Here is a 17,950-nt window from a genome sequence, read left to right as displayed (position 1 = left end):
TTATACTTTTTAGACTGCTTTGTTTATTAAAAATCATTACTTCATTTTAAATTATTCGTTAGAAAACGGACTCGCAGGTAAATCTTCGGTATTGTACAAGCTCGCATCGTCTGGATTGTCTGCCCAAGCGTAACGCACATACTTAGGTTGCTTAACATCTTTATTCCAAACAATTACTTTATCGCCTTCAATTTTAGCTTTCGCCCAAACAAATTGCTTATCGTCACCAGCTATGGCAAAGCCTTTAACATAACCGTATTTATCTTTGGTTTTAAGTCCGTTCCCAACATGTGTAAAACTAAGTTCCAAAGTATTACCCACTACGTTTGCTTGTTTAAACACAGGGCCAGAATACTCTAACTGCTTACCGTATTGCAACACTTCGGCGCCTAAAGCCAAGCGATACCCTACATCTTGCTTATTTCTTGGGTGAATATCTTCGGCATCACCTATATCTATAATTACAGCTTGTGCGGTATTTGGCAAGCTTAAGGCTTTTGATTGGGATTCCCTTAAAACTGCCCAATTACTTGCAATAGGCTCTGGTTGCGCCTTCATAAAATTAGCCAGCTGCACCCATAAAAACGGAAAATCGCCTTGCTCCCATTCGGTACGCCATTGAGTGATCATGGTTTGGAACAATTCTGCATAAGCAGTAGCATCGGCTTCACTATTAGCATTAGATTCGCCTTGATACCATATTACACCGGTAATAGGGAATTTTTGAATTGGCACGATCATTTTATTGTACAGTAGCGTTCCTATTTGGTTTACCCCCATATACGGTTCGCGATAAGCGCCAATATTAAAAGCCCATGGCTGGGACAAATCTATTTTTTGCGAACTGGTTTTCAAGAATAAATCTTTAGCATCGCCATAAATTCCGCCGCCACCACCAGTGTCGTCTACTTTTACTACAATAACATTCGCTCCTGGCTTTAAAAACTGAGGTTCTACATTGTACACGCGTTTAGCTTCGTATTGCTGTATGGTTTCGCCTACCTTATTTTCGTTTACCCAAACCTCATCAGAGTCGTCTACCATGGCCAAACTTAAGGTCGCTGCATGTTGTGCTTCGGTTTCGGATAGTGTAATCGTTTTTCGATACCAGCCTACGCCATCAAGACCTTCAAAGCCTTGAGCTTCCCACAATTGAGTTGGAGCCATAGGAATCCATCCCGTTTCATCTAAATCTGTAGCCGCCCAAACTGGCTCTCCATTTACGGTACCTTGATCGGTTGTGCCAACCTTTGGGAAAGTCGCTTTCAACTTATTCTCTAAAGCCATAAAAGCTGCTTTATGTTCTTTTTGAGCTTCAGCAATATACGCTTCGGTATCTTTTATTTGTAATGATTCGGCGCTCATCCATGGTTCTATTCGGCTGCCACCCCAAGACGTATTTAATAAGCCGATGGTAACATCGTTATCGGTTCTTAAGTGCTTTGCAAAATAATATCCTACTGCTGTAAAATTAGCCATGGTCTCTGGCGAAGCGACTTGCCATTCGCCACCAGCTAAAGTAAGCTCTGGGCTATTGGCATAAGAATTAGGCACCTTAAAATGACGGATACGGCTATCGCTCGCATTAGCGATTTCGGCTAAAGCATTGTTACTATTTTCTACAACCCACTCCATATTCGATTGCCCCGAACATACCCAAACATCACCAAGCATGATATCGTTAAACTCTTGTTGTTCCTGTCCTGAGACAACAGAAAGCACATACGGGCCACCAGCTGTCATTTCAGGAAGCGTAATCATCCACTCACCTTTTCTATTGGTTTTAACTTGTTTTGTAGAGCCATTAAATGTTACCGATACTTTCGTGCCCTTTTTGTGCCACCCCCAAATGCGAATCTCTTGATTTCGTTGAATGACCATGTGATCGGAAAATAATTTAGACACCTGTAATTGGGCATGCAATTGCGAAGTTGTTGCTAAAATAAGACACCCCACAACCCATAGTTTTAAATGTAATTTCATTTTAAAATATTAGTTTGTTAAAAATTAAGTTGAAGACAACTAAAACGATGTATAAAAATATAAAAACCGATAGCCAAAACGGATGCTTACCAAAAGTATTTAGTGTGTTTGATTAAATAGTATTACATTTTGCCAAACCACGCAAACCAAGTTAAACTGGTTGATACGAATTATCTATTTTATGGTTTTAATTATACGGAATCTAAAAACGATATCGTTGGTTCGGGTTAATTTATCGAGTTCTTCTTTCGAATAATGATACGCCAGACTGCCCTCTATTTTAAATCCAGCGTTAAATTGATAGCCTAAACCAGGAGTTACCCTAATAACATCGTTAAACTCTGATGCTCTTACCAAATTAAAAAAACCTTCTACAGCAATAGGCACATAAAACCCTTCGTCTTCTCCAAACCACAACCCTTCTAAATTAATAACAGCTTTTACCTGATACCTTAAGCGCATACCAAAGACTTTGTTATCTGGATTTCCCGAAAAAACAAACCGTTCTTCCACCCTTACTGTCTGCCCCAAAACAATTCTATTGGTTAAATTAAAGCTCATGCTATAGCCCTGATACGGACGAATTTCGAACGAGCCATAATCATCTTTCTTGGTTAAAATAAAAAAGGCATTCCCAAACAATAATGTTTCTTTATGCTTGAAACGTTTAAAAAATAATTTATCGTAATCCCTTTCAAAAGTACCTTTAAAAATAACACGATGCCAACTTTTAGGATTAATGGTACGATAACCAAAGTTACCACGAACCTTTTGGTGTGCGGCCAATTGCCAAGACGGATCGAAATCGAACCACAACTGACTTGTAAAATCGCTTTCAACATCATCACCAACTTCCTGTTGTGCCACGACGCCCCAACAACAGCACCATAAAAAACTCCACAGATAAATAGTTTTACTATGTAATAAATGGCTAAAGTTAAAAATCATGAGATTAACGAGACATAAAGTTGGCTTAAGTATTTAAAATTATTCATTTTAAAAGTACTACACAATAGCTTTTATAAAATAACACTTGAGACTTTCTTATTTTAAAAGCTAAGTTATTCAACAAATTATATTAACTTTAAATCACATTTTTTGTAAGAGAAATTGACAATACTATCATTACTTTTACGAAATTAAACTGTTATTAATTCAAAAATTAAAATTCAAAAACTATCAACTTTATGAAAAAACATCTGATGTATTTCATTTTATGCATGATGCCCTATGTGTTTTTTGCTCAAAATGAATCTAGAAATGTTGATCTTGATGCCGTAGTTGTATTAGATCAAATGGGAGAAACTATTGGGGAGCTAACTTCGGTATCGTTTCATTTATCTGTAGCTAACGACGAGCTAAACGCCGATCATAACATGGTAAAACGCTACAAAGAGCACGACGTTAAAATGGTAGGCCCAGATAAAATGCTTGTTAAATCGCACAGTATGGGTCGCAATAGAGGATATTGGTATAATGGCGACCACATTACTTACTACGCGTTCGATGAGAATAATTACATTACTATACCTGCACCAACTAATATTATTGAAATGATCGATTTTATGAACGAGAAATTCGACATGGATTTTCCTGCGGCCGATTTCTTTTACCCATCGTTTACAGACGATGTTTTAGAAGCTTTTAATACCATTAGCTATAAAGGTGAAGTAGAATTGGGTGGGCAACCTTGCTATTTAATACATGCTGAAAACGACAGTAAACTGGTGCAATTATGGGTTACAGCAGATGCTTATACATTACCTAAAAACTTTGTAATTACTTATAAAAAAGAAGGCAACAAACAGTACCAAGCTACTTTTAGCGACTGGGAGTTGAACCCTGAAATACCTGAGAATATTTTCGATTTTACACCACCTTATAACGCAAGGCTTATAAGTGTTTTACTAGCAAAATCTTAAATAACAATCTATCATTTTTAAAATATAGTCTTATGAAATTTAAACAATCACATATACAATATAAATTAGGCTTTATGGCATTACTCTTTGCCTTTATAATGCCTACCGATTTATTCGCCCAACGCTTAGGTCATGGGGCGTCTCGTGGAGGTGGCGGAGGCGCAGCTGCACATCGTTCTGCACCGTCTAGATCGTCTAGTATGAGTAGACCTAAAACAAGTACATCCAAGCCAAAAACAAGTATTAATGGCGGCTTCAACAAATCGTCTTCGCGAAATTTACCTAGTAAAACATCAAATTCTAAATCGACAATTAAGCCTAAAACATCTACAGTAAATAGAAACACTAATACGGCTAATCGTAATAAAACCACAAATATTGGCAACAAAAACACCAATATCGGAAACAAGAAAACATCTAACATTAAAAACAAATCTGGCAACAGAGTTAATGTAGATAACAGTAGAAAAAACGTTAATATAAATGTAGATAACAGCAAGCATATAAACGTTAATCGCCACAATACCGTTGTAAGAAACAGCCCAGTACGATACAACAGACCGCCTTATGTTTACGGCGGAAGAGGCTATTATTGCCACAGACCATATTACTACCATCCATACCGCCCATTTTATTGGGGACCAGCTTGGCATCCTTGGGGGTATTTCATTACTACCTTAGCTGCTACAGCTATAATAGTTAGTGTAGAAAACCAAAAATACCACTACGATAATGGTGTGTACTATGTACAAGAAAACGGAGGATATACCGTTGTACAAGCCCCAGTTGGAGCCACCGTACAAACCATACCAAAAGAAGCCGAAACGGTAAAAGTTAGCGAAACCACAAACAACTACTACTATGGCGGTGCGTATTACGAAAAAAGCGCCGAAGGCTATACCGTTGTACCTGCTACAGCAGGAACCATAGTACCTAGCTTGCCTGAAGGTGGCGAGGAAACCAAAATAGGCGACCAAACCTATGTGCAATTTGGAGACACCTATTACCAGCCTATACAAGTCGATGGTAAAGACATGTACGAAATTGTAGAAGTTAAAGACGAATAATATAATCGTCTTTCAAAACCAAAAAAGGTCTAAAAAAATTAAGTGATTCGTCATTCTGTGCTTGACACAGAATCTCATCATATTGAAAATCAATAATTATGAGAATCTGAAAATAAATTCAGATTGACGAAAAACTACTCTTTAGACCTTTTTTTATTATTCAATATTACAATTAATTTAAGGCTGTATAATTAAAATTCTTAAAGGTAACTTTGCCTGTACCTGTAGATACCAATCCGATTCTTAGACTTAAAAACCCGCTTAACACATTATGGTGCATGGCAGACACTTCGGCAGAGTTCTCGGTTTTGTGCCAGGTTTTACCATCTAAGCTATAATACATATCTACTGTATGGTTATTATTAACCAATCTTAAAAACACCTGCTTTTTAAAGACATCATTTTCGGTAACAAACTGCCACCCTCTTAAATTGGTAATAATATCTTTTTGATTAGCCAAAATACCAGAAAATGACTGTGGATTATAAAACAATACCAAACCTCCAATAGCATCACCTTCCATTTCCAACTCGACATCCACACTATAAGAATGATCTGCTGGCACCATTAATAATGGCGCACTATCTGTTACCGATGTTCCTTTTCCATCTATAGTTAAGCCTGTTTTAGACAGAGAATACCTGTCGGTTTCGAGTCCGCCAAAAAAATGCCATTGTGATGCTAAGGTATTCCCCGTTAAATCATCCGACAAAGAAAATGATGATCTTGCCGCTGAGCCTTTAGGGCGTTGTACAGGTTGGTCTATAGCTACAGTTTCCGGGATTTTAAACCAATCATCGGCCGTCCATTCCACAGGGCTTAACATAGTTTGTCTTCCCATATTGTAATGTTCGTTTTCGTAAGCATGAAACATCATGTACCAATCGTTATAAGCATCTTCAAAAATAGTTGCATGTCCTACAGAATTCCATTGTTCACTAGCGCTTTCTGCTCTCGCAATAGGATTATATGGCGAATTCTCCCAAGGCCCTAAAGGAGATTTAGACCGCGCCGAAATAACCATGTGTCCTGTTGCGGGCCCTGCCGTACCTCCTTGAGCTACTGTAAGATAATAGTAATCGCCTCGTTTAAACAACTTTGGTCCTTCCATACAAAAACACTCAATTGACCATTCTTTTGGGATAGGCCAACCATCATAAGCGTGTTTTAAAGGTCCTGTAACCGATAACCCATCCTCGGACAACGGTACATAACCACCATTACTAAAATACAGGTACCTATTGCCATTAGCATCTGCTATATGCCCTGGATCGATGTTACCTATTTTTAGATCTACAGGTGTCGACCACGGACCTTCTATGCGATCTGCAGTAATAACATAATTAGTCTCCTGAACAGGAAAATAAATATAGTACTTATTGTTATGTTTTATTAAATCTGGCGCCCAGACAGAGCCCAAATACGTATGTAAAGCATTGGTTACAGGAGCCCAATCTATTAAGTTTTTAGAATGCCATATGGTTAAGCCCGGATAATATTCGAAAGAAGAATGAACCATATAATAGTCGTTACCATCAACCAGAATACTCGGGTCTGGATAATCTCCCGAAAATATTGGGTTTATAAAATGGCTTTCAGGTACATTCGTGTGCTGACTTTGGGTTTGTCCAAACATGGAGTGACTTAACAGCAACACCAATATGGTTATTTTTTTTAATGTTTGCATGTGTTTGTTTTTTTACAAACACAAAAATACTAAAAGCTTAAGGTTTACCTAACAAAACCAAACACGAGTTACCGCACTTTACACCTAAAAATTGTGCTTTCCCCTGTAAAGTTTCACCTTCAATCCTCTTCCAAATGATAGTATCGGATACGTATTCTGACAAAACAGCTATATCTCTCCTTGCACTCAGGCTATATTAAATGCTTTTAATAACGCTCGCTTTGGGGTATTGTCGCAATCGGGTTTTACTGTTATTTTAGTCATCTTTTCTTTATTTAGAGCATTTATAAACATAATGAAATAAATGTATTGATTTGGGCAATTAATACACTTTATGAATTCCTAAACCAATTACTAGTCCGACCCCGATGTAGCTATGATTAGATATATTCGCCACTAATTTATATCCAAAATCCGCTCCAATGGCCGTCGGCTTTCCTACAGGTACAATACCCGCTATTCTAAATCGTTTCTTTTTCGCTTTAAACCAAATATAACTCACTTCTAGTGGCACACCCAAATAATGATGCTCTTCGGTAATCGCATGGTCGTATTCTTCGTTTGATAACCTAACCGAATAACTGACAACCGAAACACCGCCAGAAACACTTAACGAAGACCTTCTAAAAATCCATCGTTTACCATAAAGCACACCTAAGTCTCGTAATGTGCTTTTTTTCTCAACAACAGGCATAGCGACAAATGGAGATAATCTAGCCACTTTCGAATTTAGCTCCAGTTGCTCTAAAAATCTAAGTGTTAATAAATTATTTCGAAACTGATGGTTCAATTCAGCACCATACAACAATCCGCCGCCGCCATTAAATCCACCACCTCCTCCAAGCATGAATCCTCCATATAAAATGGGCTCACGTCCCTTAATTGTGTCTTGGGCAAAACCTTGTAAACACATACAAAGCATTACTACAAGTAGGTTTTTCATAGGTTAATAGTTCATATTTTGTGGTAATATGGGCACGAATACAAGATAACAAGTCTGAAATTATAAACGACATTAAATTTTCATTAATATTTAATAACTTGTTCCTTTAAGGTTTGTGTAACCTTAACATAAAAACATTTCTACTATCATGAGATTCAAAATTTATACTATTTTTGAACATGATAACAATAAAATCAACGCTCTAAAACGAAACAGAAAACCCCAAAGAGCACTTATAACCCCTGCGTTTATATCGTTCAATAAATCATGAGAGTATTTGCCGTTTTACTACTAATTATACTATTAACAACTGGAGCTTGCAAGCAAGACCACAACGCGCACATACAACCCTCTAAACGCCCCACCCCTGTAGTATATGTAACCAATTATCCGTTATACTATTTTACTAATCGCATTGCAGGGCAAACCATAGACTTACACTTTCCCGCTTATAAGCATCCCGACCCTAGCAATTACACGCCACCAACAGACACCATTACCACCATGCAACAAGCCGATGCTATAATTATAAATGGTGCGGGTTTCGAACCTTGGTTAATAGATGCTGATCTAGCTGAACATCTTATTGCTAACACTAGCCAAAACATCATTGATAAATTACTCGGTAACGGCACTATATTTACCCATAGCCACGACAATCAAACCGAACATGCCCACACCGAAACGGCAAGCATACTTTGGCTAGACCTTGACATGGCAAACCAGCAAGCCTTAGCCATAACCAACACCCTTAAAGCCTTATTACCAAAAGCTGCGACTCAATTTGAAGCTAACTATAACAACCTATCTAAAGAGCTGATGCATTTACATCAGGCTTTTAAATCCACTACGCAGAACAACCAAAAACCTGTTATTTTTACGCATCCTATTTATCAGTACTTTCAACGCGCTTATAAACTAAAAGGAGCAAACTTACATTGGGAACCTACAGATAGTTTAACCCCCGCAAAACTAACCGAACTTAAGCGCTTAAATACTAAAATACAAACCGACATTATCATTTGGGAAACAACGCCTAATCCACAATCTGTTACTACACTGCAACAATTAGGTTTTAGAAATACTACTATAAACCCATGTACTGCCACCCCAACACAAGGCGATTTTTTAAGTGTTATGCAGCGAAACCTAAATAGTTTACAAGGCGCTCTTAATCAAGACCAATAGACTTTAACTCATTAATCTCTATTAAGACACATCTACTTAAGAGTCAAACATTTCTCAATATTTTTTCATATTTTAGAATAATCAATAAACACTTATAAAATGAGAATCTCTTCCATTCTAATACTTATGCTTGCGCTTGTTTTAAATGCTTGCAGTTCGAGTTCGTCAACGACTTCAAGCACTAATGTACCACCACCAAATGTGAGTGTTAACAACGCACCTACGACCAACAGTACAACAACTACCACGACGGTAGAGGCGAGTAATCCTGATATTAGCGATAACTTAGATTTAGAAGCTGTAGCCTCGGTGTTTGGAGAATCGAAAGACTTAGAAGATTTCGAAAAACGCTTAAACAATCCAGATACACAAATCTCTAATTTAGATCTTAACCAAGACGGCCAAGTAGATTATTTAAGAGTAGTAAGTGTAGATAAAGGCGACGAAAAAATAGTAACCATACAATCGGTATTAGCAGAAGATAAATACCAAGATGTTGCGACTATAGACGTTAAAAAGGAAAATAATACGGTACAGGTTATCGGGGACGTTAATATTTACGGACCAGATTATTACATTTATCCGGCTTTTGCCGTAACACCTTTAATTATGGATTGGTTTTGGGGGCCATTTTTCACCCCATGGATCTCGCCGTTCTATTGGGGATTCTACCCACCATTTTTCCGTCCATGGCGACCATTTCCTCCATATATTTATCACAATAACATTAATGTTCATATTAATAACAACAACCATTACCACCACACGAATTTCGATCATCATAACCACAACCTAAAGCAAAACCAAAACCTACAACACAACCTATCTAGAAACGATCATTTTAATAATAATACCAATCATTCGTTTCAGCAAAGAAATCAAAATATGTACAACAAACATACTTTAGACATGAATCGGGGCGCATCGTTTTCGCGTTCTGCACATCCTAATTTTGGGGGTATGCGCGGCGGAGGCATGGGTGGTTTCCATGGCGGTTTCAGACGATAAATTTAAATTACAAATACAACAAAGGGCACTAATATTACTATTGGCGCCCTTTTATTTTTATACTAAAACCAGATGCTGTAGCTTAACTTATTTTTTATTTAGCTCTAACTTTTCTGCAAAATAATCGCAAAAATCTTTCATGGTTGCGGTCATTTTTTCATCCTGCGTAGCACGGTTAAAGGTATTGCTCATAGCCACTAAGGTTTGATGAAAAAACACCTTCATTTCATCTACTGGCATATCTTTAGTCCAAAGATCTATACGCAGCGATTCTTGAGCTTTACTATCCCATACAGACAACATCATGGCTTTCGCCTCTTCGTTAGTAATTCCGCCATCCTCGGCAGTCCAAGACAAGCGTTCTGGAACTCTGTTTTCGTCTAATTCTACTTGTAATTCTATAGTCGATTTTATATTTGCCATTATTTTTTAGGTTTAAATTTTGAATGATTAAAAATATCTTCTGTAGACATCGTTAGCATATCTTTAAACGACACCTCTTTATTATTGTCCATAAATGCTTTTACAATTTGCCACCCGATATACTGCCCGATACGCCCTGGAGATTCAGTATCTATTTCTGCTAAGTAGAATTTAGAAAACGGTGCTGGATTTATAAAACGACTTGGCAATTTAGCATCGGAACTAAACAGTAATTCGCGCTCTATAAAATATTTCCAGATATCGCTCTCGTTGGCTTCGGCCCATTGCAATTGCTCGGGGCTGTAACCTATTTTTTCGGCATCGGTCTTAAACGGAATCATTATATCTTTAAAATACAAACGTTTTCCAGCAGTAATCATTTCATCTAAAAGAGTTTTATTTTTTACAGGCAACATATAACGTTTTGCATAAGCATCGGCCAAATCTACCACAATCTGCTCTGGTATAAACCCCAATCTTATGTACTCTTGCACCCCTTTATAAAATTCGTGCTCTGGTCCTAAATACGTATCTAAAGCTATAATGTCTAAAGAATCGGTTACAATAACCTTATTTCTGTAATCTACATACGATGTTGTTGTAATAACCCGTGGCGCTCTAAATTCTGGATAATAATATTTTAAATGCTGAAATAACGACGTGATTTCGGAAGCAACACCTTCTAAATTGCTGGGAAACGCTTCAATAACAGCAGCAGACAATTCTTGCTGCAAAGTATCTTGCAGCTTAGACTCCCAAAAACTGTCCGGGTACGATTTCGAAAACATAAACGGATATTCGTCTCTTAAAGCTTTCCAATTCGCTACCGTTGCATTTGCAAAAGCTTTATCGAAGCGCTCTACGGTTACATCCATTTTAATTTTTGAAATCTCATCGGCCTTCTTACTATCATTTTCACAAGAAACCAGGGTAATTATTACTAAAAGGAAAAAACTAAGATACTTCATAAAAAACTTGATGCTGTTAATTTTTATTACTTCAACGATTCTTTTAAATTTGTTGGGCAAAGGTAAGGTTCTTTGTTCTAAATTCTTTCAAAATGCAAACAGAAAAAATCGTAGATTATATTGTTAATTGGTTAAAAGACTACGCTATAAACGCAAAAGTAAATGGTTTTGTTGTAGGCGTATCTGGTGGTATAGATTCGGCTGTAACCTCTACACTTTGCGCTCATACAGGGCTTGAGGTTTTAACAGTAGAAATGCCCATACACCAAGCCCCGAGCCATGTAACACGTGCCCAAGAACACATGCAACAATTAAGCGAACGATTTTCGAACGTAAAAACAACCAGAGCCGATTTGACTCCCGTTTTTGAAGCCTTTAAAACTGAAGTTGATTTAGAAGGAGAAGAAACTACGGTTAATATGGCCTTAGCCAATACACGTGCCCGTTTACGTATGACGACCTTGTATTATTACGCTGGACTACACAAATTATTAGTTGCTGGAACCGGAAATAAGGTGGAAGATTTTGGTGTTGGCTTTTACACTAAATACGGAGACGGTGGTGTAGATTTGAGTCCGATTGCCGATTTAATGAAGTCTGAAGTTTACAATCTTGCCGCATTTTTAAAAGTCCCTCAATCTATACAAGAAGCCGTGCCGAGCGATGGTTTATTTGGCGATGCCAGAAGCGACGAAGACCAAATTGGAGCTTCGTACCCCGAATTAGAATGGGCCATGACTATGGCAGACGCTGGAAAAACAGCAGACGATTTTTCTGGACGAGAAAAAGAGGTATTTACTATTTACAAGCGATTTAATATGGCTAACAAACACAAAATGGAACCTATACCTATTTGTATAATTCCTAAGAATTTAAAGTAAAAAGCCGTGAGTCTTAAGTAGTTTTTTTTTATATTTACATTGACTGGATTTTTAAAATAGAAATCTGTGCCCCAACAGTCATTCTTTTAAAACATTTGAAATTATGATAAAACTGTTGGTAGCGGATCATCATCCGATTATACGTAAAGGGCTAGAATTATTATTTTTAACATCTCCAAACATTCAAGTTGAAGGCGGTGTTGATGACGGCGAATCTATATTCGACTTCTTAAAATCTACTCCTGTAGATATAATAATCTCTGAAATTGACTTACCAAAATTAAACGGCATTACCGCATTAAGACGCCTTAAAAAAGAGTTTCCAAACATAAAGGTTTTAATTTTTAGCACACATCCAGAAGAGGTTTATGCTATGAGTGCCATAAAAGCTGGCGCATCGGGGTATATCTCTAAAACAGCAAATGTGGTAACACTTAAAGAGGCCATTTTAAAAATTAAACAAGGTGGTATTTATTTAAGCAACGACCTTACGCACCGCTTAGCATTTGGCGAACGGGTTACACGAACAGGATCGTTATACAAAAAGCTATCTACCCGAGAGGTCGAAGTATTAAAACTACTATCAATTGGTAAAAAAAATAAAGATATTGCTAGCGAATTAGATATTAACGAAAAAACGGTTAGTACATACAAGGCTCGATTAATGAAAAAGCTACATGTGTCTAATCTGGTAGACTTACTTAATCAAGCAAAGCTTCTGGAATCATAACACCCGGTTTAACTTACGGGACAACAACATTTTTAATCCCGAGTAGTCTTTAACTTCTTCTAAAATATTACGGTTGCTTTCGTTTAAATGCTCTAACGTTGCCTTTTGAAATTCGAGTACTTTCTGGTCTATTAAAAAACAACGTAAATTTAAAATGGTTTCGCTAACCAATTGCGCGACACTATCTGTTTTCTGTTTCGGAAATATTTCTTTTCGGTGCCAGTCGTGCAAAGCATAACGTTCGTCGTCCATTAAAATACTGGTAATTTCTTCAGCTAAATTGATATCGACTGTATTTACAAACTGCTCTAAAACAAAATCGGGATCTTGGTTTAGTTTTTCAATAATGGTATAATACAACGTTTTAAAAATGGCGTTACCAAATTGCATTTCGTCCTCCTGAAGGTCTAAAAATATTTTTTCGAATACTCTTGCTTGCTGTACTACCGGTTCTAATTCCAGATCGCCTTTATCGTTTTCTTTTAAAATAAGATCTTCAAAATCTTCTTCCCGATTACCGTAAAGCAATAGAATTTCAATAATTTTACGCTCTAAAAGATACTGAACGTCTACCTTTTTGGCTGGAGCTTCATTTTTAACGACTTCAAAAGCACGCTGTTCCTTTTCGGCTTTTACATTTCCGCCTTTGTCTTTATTATCCAACTGTGCCAACGAACTAAACAGTACCGCTTCACTAATATCCATAATTCTTGCGCATTCCTGCAGATACACTTCCTGTTTAATGCGGTCTGGAATTTTGGAAATACTCTGAATGATATCGCGAATGGTTTCGGCCTTTTTTATAGGATCGTTTTGTGCATCTTCAACCAGTAACGACGCCTTAAACTGAATAAAATCTTTGGCATTGGTCTCTAAATATTCTCGCAGTTCCTCTTCGGTATTGTTTTTAGCAAAGCTATCGGGATCTTCGCCCTGAGGAAAAGTACACACTTTTACGTTCATACCCTGCTCCAGAATTAAATCTATACCTCTAATCGAAGCGCGCATTCCCGCAGCATCACCATCAAATAATACGGTTATATTTTTAGTAAGCCTATTAATTAATCGAATTTGCTCTGGTGTTAATGCTGTACCTGAAGACGACACCACGTTTGTAATACCCGTTTGATGAAACTGAATAACATCGGTATACCCTTCAACTAAAAAACAATTATCTTCCTTAGCAATGCTTTGTTTGGCATGATAAATACCGTAAAGCACCTTACTCTTATAATAAATTTCACTCTCGGGAGAATTCACATATTTTGCTGCTTTTTTGTCGTTTACCAAAATACGACCGCCAAACCCCAAAATACGACCGCTCATACTTTGTATAGGGAACATAACACGGCCTTTAAACCTATCAAAATACTTCTCGCCTTTTACTATGGTTAGCCCAGTTTTTTCTAAAAACTCTAATTTATAACCTTGTTTTAAGGCCTCATCGCTAAAGGCTTGCCACTCATCTAAAGCATAACCTAAACCAAAACTTTTTATGGTCTCGGTGGTAAACCCACGCTCTTTAAAATAACTTAAACCAATAGCCTGTCCTGCATCGGTTTTATGCAGAATCTTCTGAAAATAAGTATTGGCAAATTCACTTACCAGATATAAGCTCTCGCGTTTATCGGCCTTTTCCTTTTGGGCATCGGTTTGCTCGGTTTCTTCTATCTCTATACCGTATTTATTTGCGAGATAACGTATCGCTTCTGGGTAAGTAAAATGTTCGTGCTCCATTAAAAATGCCACAACATTACCACCTTTACCACTCGAAAAATCTTTCCAAATTTGTTTTACTGGCGATACCATAAAACTCGGTGAGCGCTCGTCGCTAAACGGACTTAACCCTTTAAAATTACTTCCCGACTTTTTCAATTGCACAAAATCACCAATCACCTCCTCTAATCGGGCGGTTTCGAATACTTGATCTATAGTGTTTTTTGAAATCAAACTGATAAGGGATTTAATTAAAAAAGTGTTTACAAATATAACGCAAAGCTATAAATAGACAGAAAACCTAAAGGAATAATTTTGTACTCCTATTGGATAATTTAAGACGCCTAATTAATAATTAAAACCGTAAATTAGTAGTTTATTCCCTTAATAATCAATTTTAATATTTATAATGAAAAGACTTTTAACACCACTCCTGTTTACTTTTCTTGCCTGCTACCAATTTATTGGTATAGCACAGCAACAGGTTACACCCATTTTTAAAGATGGTGAAGCCCAAATTGTTCCCGAATTCAGTAATTCTGAAGATTGGATTAGACACGATTTGTGGGTAGAAACAGAATTTGATACCGATGGCGATGGCAAATTAGACCGTATGCATGTTGCCGTTACCAGACCAAAGCAAACCGAGACAGATAGTTTAAAACTACCGATAATTTACGAATCCAGTCCGTATTATGCTGGTGTTGCGCCAGATGTACCTGGTGCGTTTTGGGATGTACACCACGAACTAGGAGAAACTAGCAAGCCACATTTACACCCAGAGGTAACCCGAGTAGGCAAACGCCCTATTATTTCTAACTCCCAAATTAAACAATGGGTACCAAAAGGCTATATCGTAGTACACTCGTCCTCGCCAGGCACAGGTTTATCCGATGGTTCACCAACTGTTGGTGGCGATAACGAATCGTTGGCTCCAAAAGCAGTTATCGATTGGTTAAACGGACGCGCCAAAGGCTTTACCACACGCGAGGGCAACGACACTATAAAAGCGTATTGGTCTACTGGAAAAGTAGGAATGACGGGGACATCGTACAACGGCACCATTCCCTTAGCAGCTGCCACCACTGGAGTTGAAGGCTTAGAAGCCATTATTCCTGTTGCGCCAAACACTTCGTACTACCACTATTACCGTTCTAATGGTTTAGTGCGCTCGCCAGGGGGCTATTTAGGAGAAGATATTGATGTGCTTTACGACTTTATACACAGCGGAGATGAATCGAAACGTGCGTATAGCAATAAAATGATTCGCGATACAGAAATGAAAAACGGTCAAGATAGAATTACTGGCGATTACAACGATTTTTGGGCAGGACGCGATTATTTAAACGATATGGAACCTATGAGAGCAGCCCTTTTAATGTCTCACGGATTTAATGACTGGAACGTTATGCCAGAGCATAGTTATAGAATTTACAAGGCTGCAAAAGATAAAGGTTTAGATGTTCAAATTTACTATCATCAACAAGGGCACGGCGGCCCACCACCAATGCGCATCATGAACCGTTGGTTTACCCATTACTTATTTGGCATAGACAATGGTGTTGAAGACGATAGCAAGGCGTGGATTGTAAGAGAAAATGATGACCGCTTAGAACCAACTGCCTATGCAGATTACCCAAACCCTGATGCTAAAAATGTTACATTATATCTAGGTGAAGGTGGTCGCTCTGCTGGACGCCTATCGCTAAACAAACAAAATACAGCTATACAAGAAACGTTAATAGACGATGCTAATTTTTCTGGCGATTCTTTAGCGCAATCTACAACATCCAAACACCGTCTTTTTTATGTTACAGCGCCATTACAAGAAGATCTTCATATTTCGGGGCTATCTACCTTACGTATTAATTTGTCCAGCAACAAACCCGCAGCCAACCTATCGGTTTGGTTAGTTTCGCTACCTTGGAATACTAATGCCGAGGCAAAAATTACCGATAACATTATTACACGAGGTTGGGCAGATCCTCAAAACCACAAATCGATTTACGAAAGCGAACCGCTTACTCCTGGAGAATTTTATAAACTAACGTTTGATTTACAACCCGACGATCAAATTATTCCTAAAGGCCAACAAATTGGTTTAATGATTTTTTCTAGCGACAATCAATTTACTTTACTTCCAAAACCTGGCACTGAATTGACTGTAGACTTAAAAAACACTTCAATAACCTTACCTATTGTTGGTGGAGAAAAAGCCTTTAAAAAAGCAGTGCAATAATTTTAAATAGTTACAATTAAAAAAGCCACAAATCAGACTTAAAGCTTCTGGTTTGTGGCTTTTTACTATCAATCTAAATCGAAACGAATCCCTAAAGAAATATTATTCTGATCGAATTCCTGATTCCTAAAAATTGGCGATAAATCGTATTTGAAATACAGACCTATATCTCCCCAACCCATATAACTACTCACACCGTAAACAAAATTGTTTACTGCATCATAATTTTTATATTTTTCTTTTTCTTTATTACCATCGTCGTAATATTTTACTTTTTGAAGCGATGCTATATTAAATCCGCCATAGCCTCCTATACCAAACTTGATTTTTTTATGAGTAGAGTATCTAAAATAATCGTCGTGTTCGATTTTCTTTGAAGGACCAAACTCAAAATGAATGGGAAAAACCAAATTGGTCGTTCTAAACTTAGATTTTCTAACATGATAAGGATATTCTACCAAGTTTACAAAATCGCCTTGCTCTTCAAAATACATATTATCTTTAATATCTAATTTATTCCATTGCAACGAAATACCATATTTAAAACGCAACGCATTCGAATTTTCGAAAACACGTGTTTTCCAAGCCCAACCCAATTCTACAAAACCAGACCCGCCCAATTTATATGGCGAATCGCCAAGGCTCTCTCCTTCTATAAGCGCATTATTAAAACCAATAGCAAATACCAAATCGCTAGTAGTACGCCTATCGTACACTGGAGGTTTTCGCTTTTTTGGCCCAATATAAAAATATGTATCATTAGGCAAGGTATCGGTTTTATAATCCTTACCTATTTCAATAATAATTTGTCCGTCGTCATCAAACGTATAACTTTCTGTATTACGCTGTAATAGATCGATTTTATTATCTATAATTTCTTCGCGACTTGCAATGTTCAACGCCCTTTTTTTGGCAGCTTCCTTTTTTAAAATCTCGCCCTCTTCGGTAGTAATATACCCTGCATCTACTTTCTGGTTAATAGACTCGACCTCTTGTTTTAACAATTCCTTTTCTTGAGTTCTAACTTCTGATTTTTCTGCTTTTAATATTTCTATAGATTTACTACTAAGCGAATCTTTAGCAACGGGTTCTTGTGCTTGCATTTGAAATGCCCATACAAAGACACTCCAAAACACAGCAATTTTAGTAATTGTGTTCATAACTGTTCGTTTTTTTTGATGTTTATTATTGAATG

Annotated in this window: 15 protein-coding genes; 7 read left to right on the top strand and 8 right to left on the bottom strand. The window is 37.3% G+C overall.

Annotation, left to right across the window (positions count from 1 at the left end; genetic code table 11):
- Window positions 1-51: 51 nt before the first annotated feature.
- Together ACR9EA_RS02415 and ACR9EA_RS02410 are read right to left on the bottom strand one after the other, a co-directional pair.
- A complete protein-coding gene (locus tag ACR9EA_RS02415; RefSeq protein WP_435137014.1) occupies window positions 52-1,983 on the bottom strand; it encodes a sialate O-acetylesterase in 1,932 nt (643 codons plus the stop codon).
- Window positions 1,984-2,157: 174 nt separating this feature from the next.
- On the bottom strand, window positions 2,158-2,931 hold the full coding sequence (locus tag ACR9EA_RS02410) for a DUF2490 domain-containing protein (protein WP_435137011.1): 774 nt from the start codon (window positions 2,929-2,931) through the stop codon (window positions 2,158-2,160).
- Window positions 2,932-3,170: 239 nt separating this feature from the next.
- Between ACR9EA_RS02410 and ACR9EA_RS02405 the strand changes: the two genes are divergently transcribed.
- Together ACR9EA_RS02405 and ACR9EA_RS02400 are read left to right on the top strand one after the other, a co-directional pair.
- Window positions 3,171-3,905: a DUF2092 domain-containing protein gene (locus ACR9EA_RS02405; RefSeq protein WP_435137009.1), complete on the top strand. Its 735-nt coding sequence runs from the start codon at window positions 3,171-3,173 to the stop codon at window positions 3,903-3,905.
- Window positions 3,906-3,937: 32 nt separating this feature from the next.
- On the top strand, window positions 3,938-4,972 hold the full coding sequence (locus tag ACR9EA_RS02400) for a DUF6515 family protein (protein WP_435137006.1): 1,035 nt from the start codon (window positions 3,938-3,940) through the stop codon (window positions 4,970-4,972).
- Window positions 4,973-5,144: 172 nt separating this feature from the next.
- Here ACR9EA_RS02400 and ACR9EA_RS02395 read toward each other — a convergent pair whose 3' ends face one another.
- Both ACR9EA_RS02395 and ACR9EA_RS02390 read right to left on the bottom strand, forming a co-directional pair.
- Entirely contained in the window at window positions 5,145-6,659 is a 1,515-nt protein-coding gene (locus ACR9EA_RS02395) for a family 43 glycosylhydrolase (protein ID WP_435137003.1), read from the bottom strand.
- A gap of 322 nt (window positions 6,660-6,981) precedes the next feature.
- A complete protein-coding gene (locus ACR9EA_RS02390) occupies window positions 6,982-7,602 on the bottom strand; it encodes a hypothetical protein (protein WP_435137000.1) in 621 nt (206 codons plus the stop codon).
- A gap of 267 nt (window positions 7,603-7,869) precedes the next feature.
- On the opposite strand from ACR9EA_RS02390, the gene ACR9EA_RS02385 reads away from it, so the two are divergent.
- Both ACR9EA_RS02385 and ACR9EA_RS02380 read left to right on the top strand, forming a co-directional pair.
- Window positions 7,870-8,790 carry a metal ABC transporter substrate-binding protein gene (locus ACR9EA_RS02385; RefSeq protein ID WP_435136997.1) on the top strand — a complete coding sequence of 307 codons (921 nt, stop codon included), beginning with the start codon at window positions 7,870-7,872 and terminating at the stop codon, window positions 8,788-8,790.
- Window positions 8,791-8,889: 99 nt separating this feature from the next.
- A complete protein-coding gene (locus ACR9EA_RS02380) occupies window positions 8,890-9,798 on the top strand; it encodes a hypothetical protein (protein ID WP_435136994.1) in 909 nt (302 codons plus the stop codon).
- A gap of 87 nt (window positions 9,799-9,885) precedes the next feature.
- Here ACR9EA_RS02380 and gldC read toward each other — a convergent pair whose 3' ends face one another.
- Both gldC and gldB read right to left on the bottom strand, forming a co-directional pair.
- The gene (gene gldC / locus ACR9EA_RS02375) at window positions 9,886-10,221 is read right to left on the bottom strand and encodes a gliding motility protein GldC (protein WP_435136991.1); all 336 of its coding nucleotides are present in this window, start codon (window positions 10,219-10,221) and stop codon (window positions 9,886-9,888) included.
- Window positions 10,221-11,189, bottom strand: a complete 969-nt coding sequence (gldB, locus tag ACR9EA_RS02370; RefSeq protein WP_435136988.1) for a gliding motility lipoprotein GldB — start codon at window positions 11,187-11,189, stop codon at window positions 10,221-10,223. The genes gldC and gldB overlap by 1 nt, the downstream gene beginning before the upstream one ends.
- A gap of 92 nt (window positions 11,190-11,281) precedes the next feature.
- Between gldB and nadE the strand changes: the two genes are divergently transcribed.
- Window positions 11,282-12,070: an NAD(+) synthase gene (gene nadE / locus ACR9EA_RS02365; protein ID WP_435136985.1), complete on the top strand. Its 789-nt coding sequence runs from the start codon at window positions 11,282-11,284 to the stop codon at window positions 12,068-12,070.
- Between the two features lie 103 nt (window positions 12,071-12,173).
- Window positions 12,174-12,800 carry a response regulator gene (locus ACR9EA_RS02360; protein ID WP_435136982.1) on the top strand — a complete coding sequence of 209 codons (627 nt, stop codon included), beginning with the start codon at window positions 12,174-12,176 and terminating at the stop codon, window positions 12,798-12,800.
- Here the strand turns inward: ACR9EA_RS02360 and dnaG are convergent.
- Window positions 12,795-14,750, bottom strand: a complete 1,956-nt coding sequence (dnaG, locus tag ACR9EA_RS02355; protein ID WP_435136979.1) for a DNA primase — start codon at window positions 14,748-14,750, stop codon at window positions 12,795-12,797. The genes ACR9EA_RS02360 and dnaG overlap by 6 nt on opposite strands.
- 175 nt (window positions 14,751-14,925) lie before the next feature.
- Here dnaG and ACR9EA_RS02350 point away from each other — a divergent pair, with 175 nt between their 5' ends.
- Window positions 14,926-16,755, top strand: coding sequence for a Xaa-Pro dipeptidyl-peptidase (locus ACR9EA_RS02350; RefSeq protein WP_435136976.1), 1,830 nt, complete (start codon window positions 14,926-14,928; stop codon window positions 16,753-16,755).
- 68 nt (window positions 16,756-16,823) lie between these two features.
- On the opposite strand, the gene ACR9EA_RS02345 is transcribed toward ACR9EA_RS02350, so the two are convergent.
- Window positions 16,824-17,915, bottom strand: a complete 1,092-nt coding sequence (locus ACR9EA_RS02345) for a hypothetical protein (RefSeq protein ID WP_435136973.1) — start codon at window positions 17,913-17,915, stop codon at window positions 16,824-16,826.
- Between the last annotated feature and the right edge of the window lie 35 nt (window positions 17,916-17,950).

Source organism: Formosa sp. A9 (genome assembly GCF_051200825.1).
Taxonomy (GTDB): domain Bacteria; phylum Bacteroidota; class Bacteroidia; order Flavobacteriales; family Flavobacteriaceae; genus Formosa.
The sequence above is the reverse complement of the archived record's forward strand: the minus strand, read 5'-3'. Positions and strand labels throughout refer to the sequence as shown.

What these genes read in the sequence shown, in the direction of transcription:
- gldB (WP_435136988.1), bottom strand. Translation starts at nt 11,189, where the DNA reads ATGAAGTATCTTAGTTTTTTCCTTTTAGTAATAATTACCCTGGTTTCT.
- ACR9EA_RS02350 (WP_435136976.1), top strand. Translation starts at nt 14,926, where the DNA reads ATGAAAAGACTTTTAACACCACTCCTGTTTACTTTTCTTGCCTGCTAC.
- ACR9EA_RS02345 (WP_435136973.1), bottom strand. Translation starts at nt 17,915, where the DNA reads ATGAACACAATTACTAAAATTGCTGTGTTTTGGAGTGTCTTTGTATGG.
- ACR9EA_RS02380 (WP_435136994.1), top strand. Translation starts at nt 8,890, where the DNA reads ATGAGAATCTCTTCCATTCTAATACTTATGCTTGCGCTTGTTTTAAAT.
- ACR9EA_RS02395 (WP_435137003.1), bottom strand. Translation starts at nt 6,659, where the DNA reads ATGCAAACATTAAAAAAAATAACCATATTGGTGTTGCTGTTAAGTCAC.
- ACR9EA_RS02415 (WP_435137014.1), bottom strand. Translation starts at nt 1,983, where the DNA reads ATGAAATTACATTTAAAACTATGGGTTGTGGGGTGTCTTATTTTAGCA.
- ACR9EA_RS02360 (WP_435136982.1), top strand. Translation starts at nt 12,174, where the DNA reads ATGATAAAACTGTTGGTAGCGGATCATCATCCGATTATACGTAAAGGG.
- ACR9EA_RS02390 (WP_435137000.1), bottom strand. Translation starts at nt 7,602, where the DNA reads ATGAAAAACCTACTTGTAGTAATGCTTTGTATGTGTTTACAAGGTTTT.
- nadE (WP_435136985.1), top strand. Translation starts at nt 11,282, where the DNA reads ATGCAAACAGAAAAAATCGTAGATTATATTGTTAATTGGTTAAAAGAC.
- ACR9EA_RS02410 (WP_435137011.1), bottom strand. Translation starts at nt 2,931, where the DNA reads ATGATTTTTAACTTTAGCCATTTATTACATAGTAAAACTATTTATCTG.
- gldC (WP_435136991.1), bottom strand. Translation starts at nt 10,221, where the DNA reads ATGGCAAATATAAAATCGACTATAGAATTACAAGTAGAATTAGACGAA.
- ACR9EA_RS02400 (WP_435137006.1), top strand. Translation starts at nt 3,938, where the DNA reads ATGAAATTTAAACAATCACATATACAATATAAATTAGGCTTTATGGCA.
- ACR9EA_RS02385 (WP_435136997.1), top strand. Translation starts at nt 7,870, where the DNA reads ATGAGAGTATTTGCCGTTTTACTACTAATTATACTATTAACAACTGGA.
- ACR9EA_RS02405 (WP_435137009.1), top strand. Translation starts at nt 3,171, where the DNA reads ATGAAAAAACATCTGATGTATTTCATTTTATGCATGATGCCCTATGTG.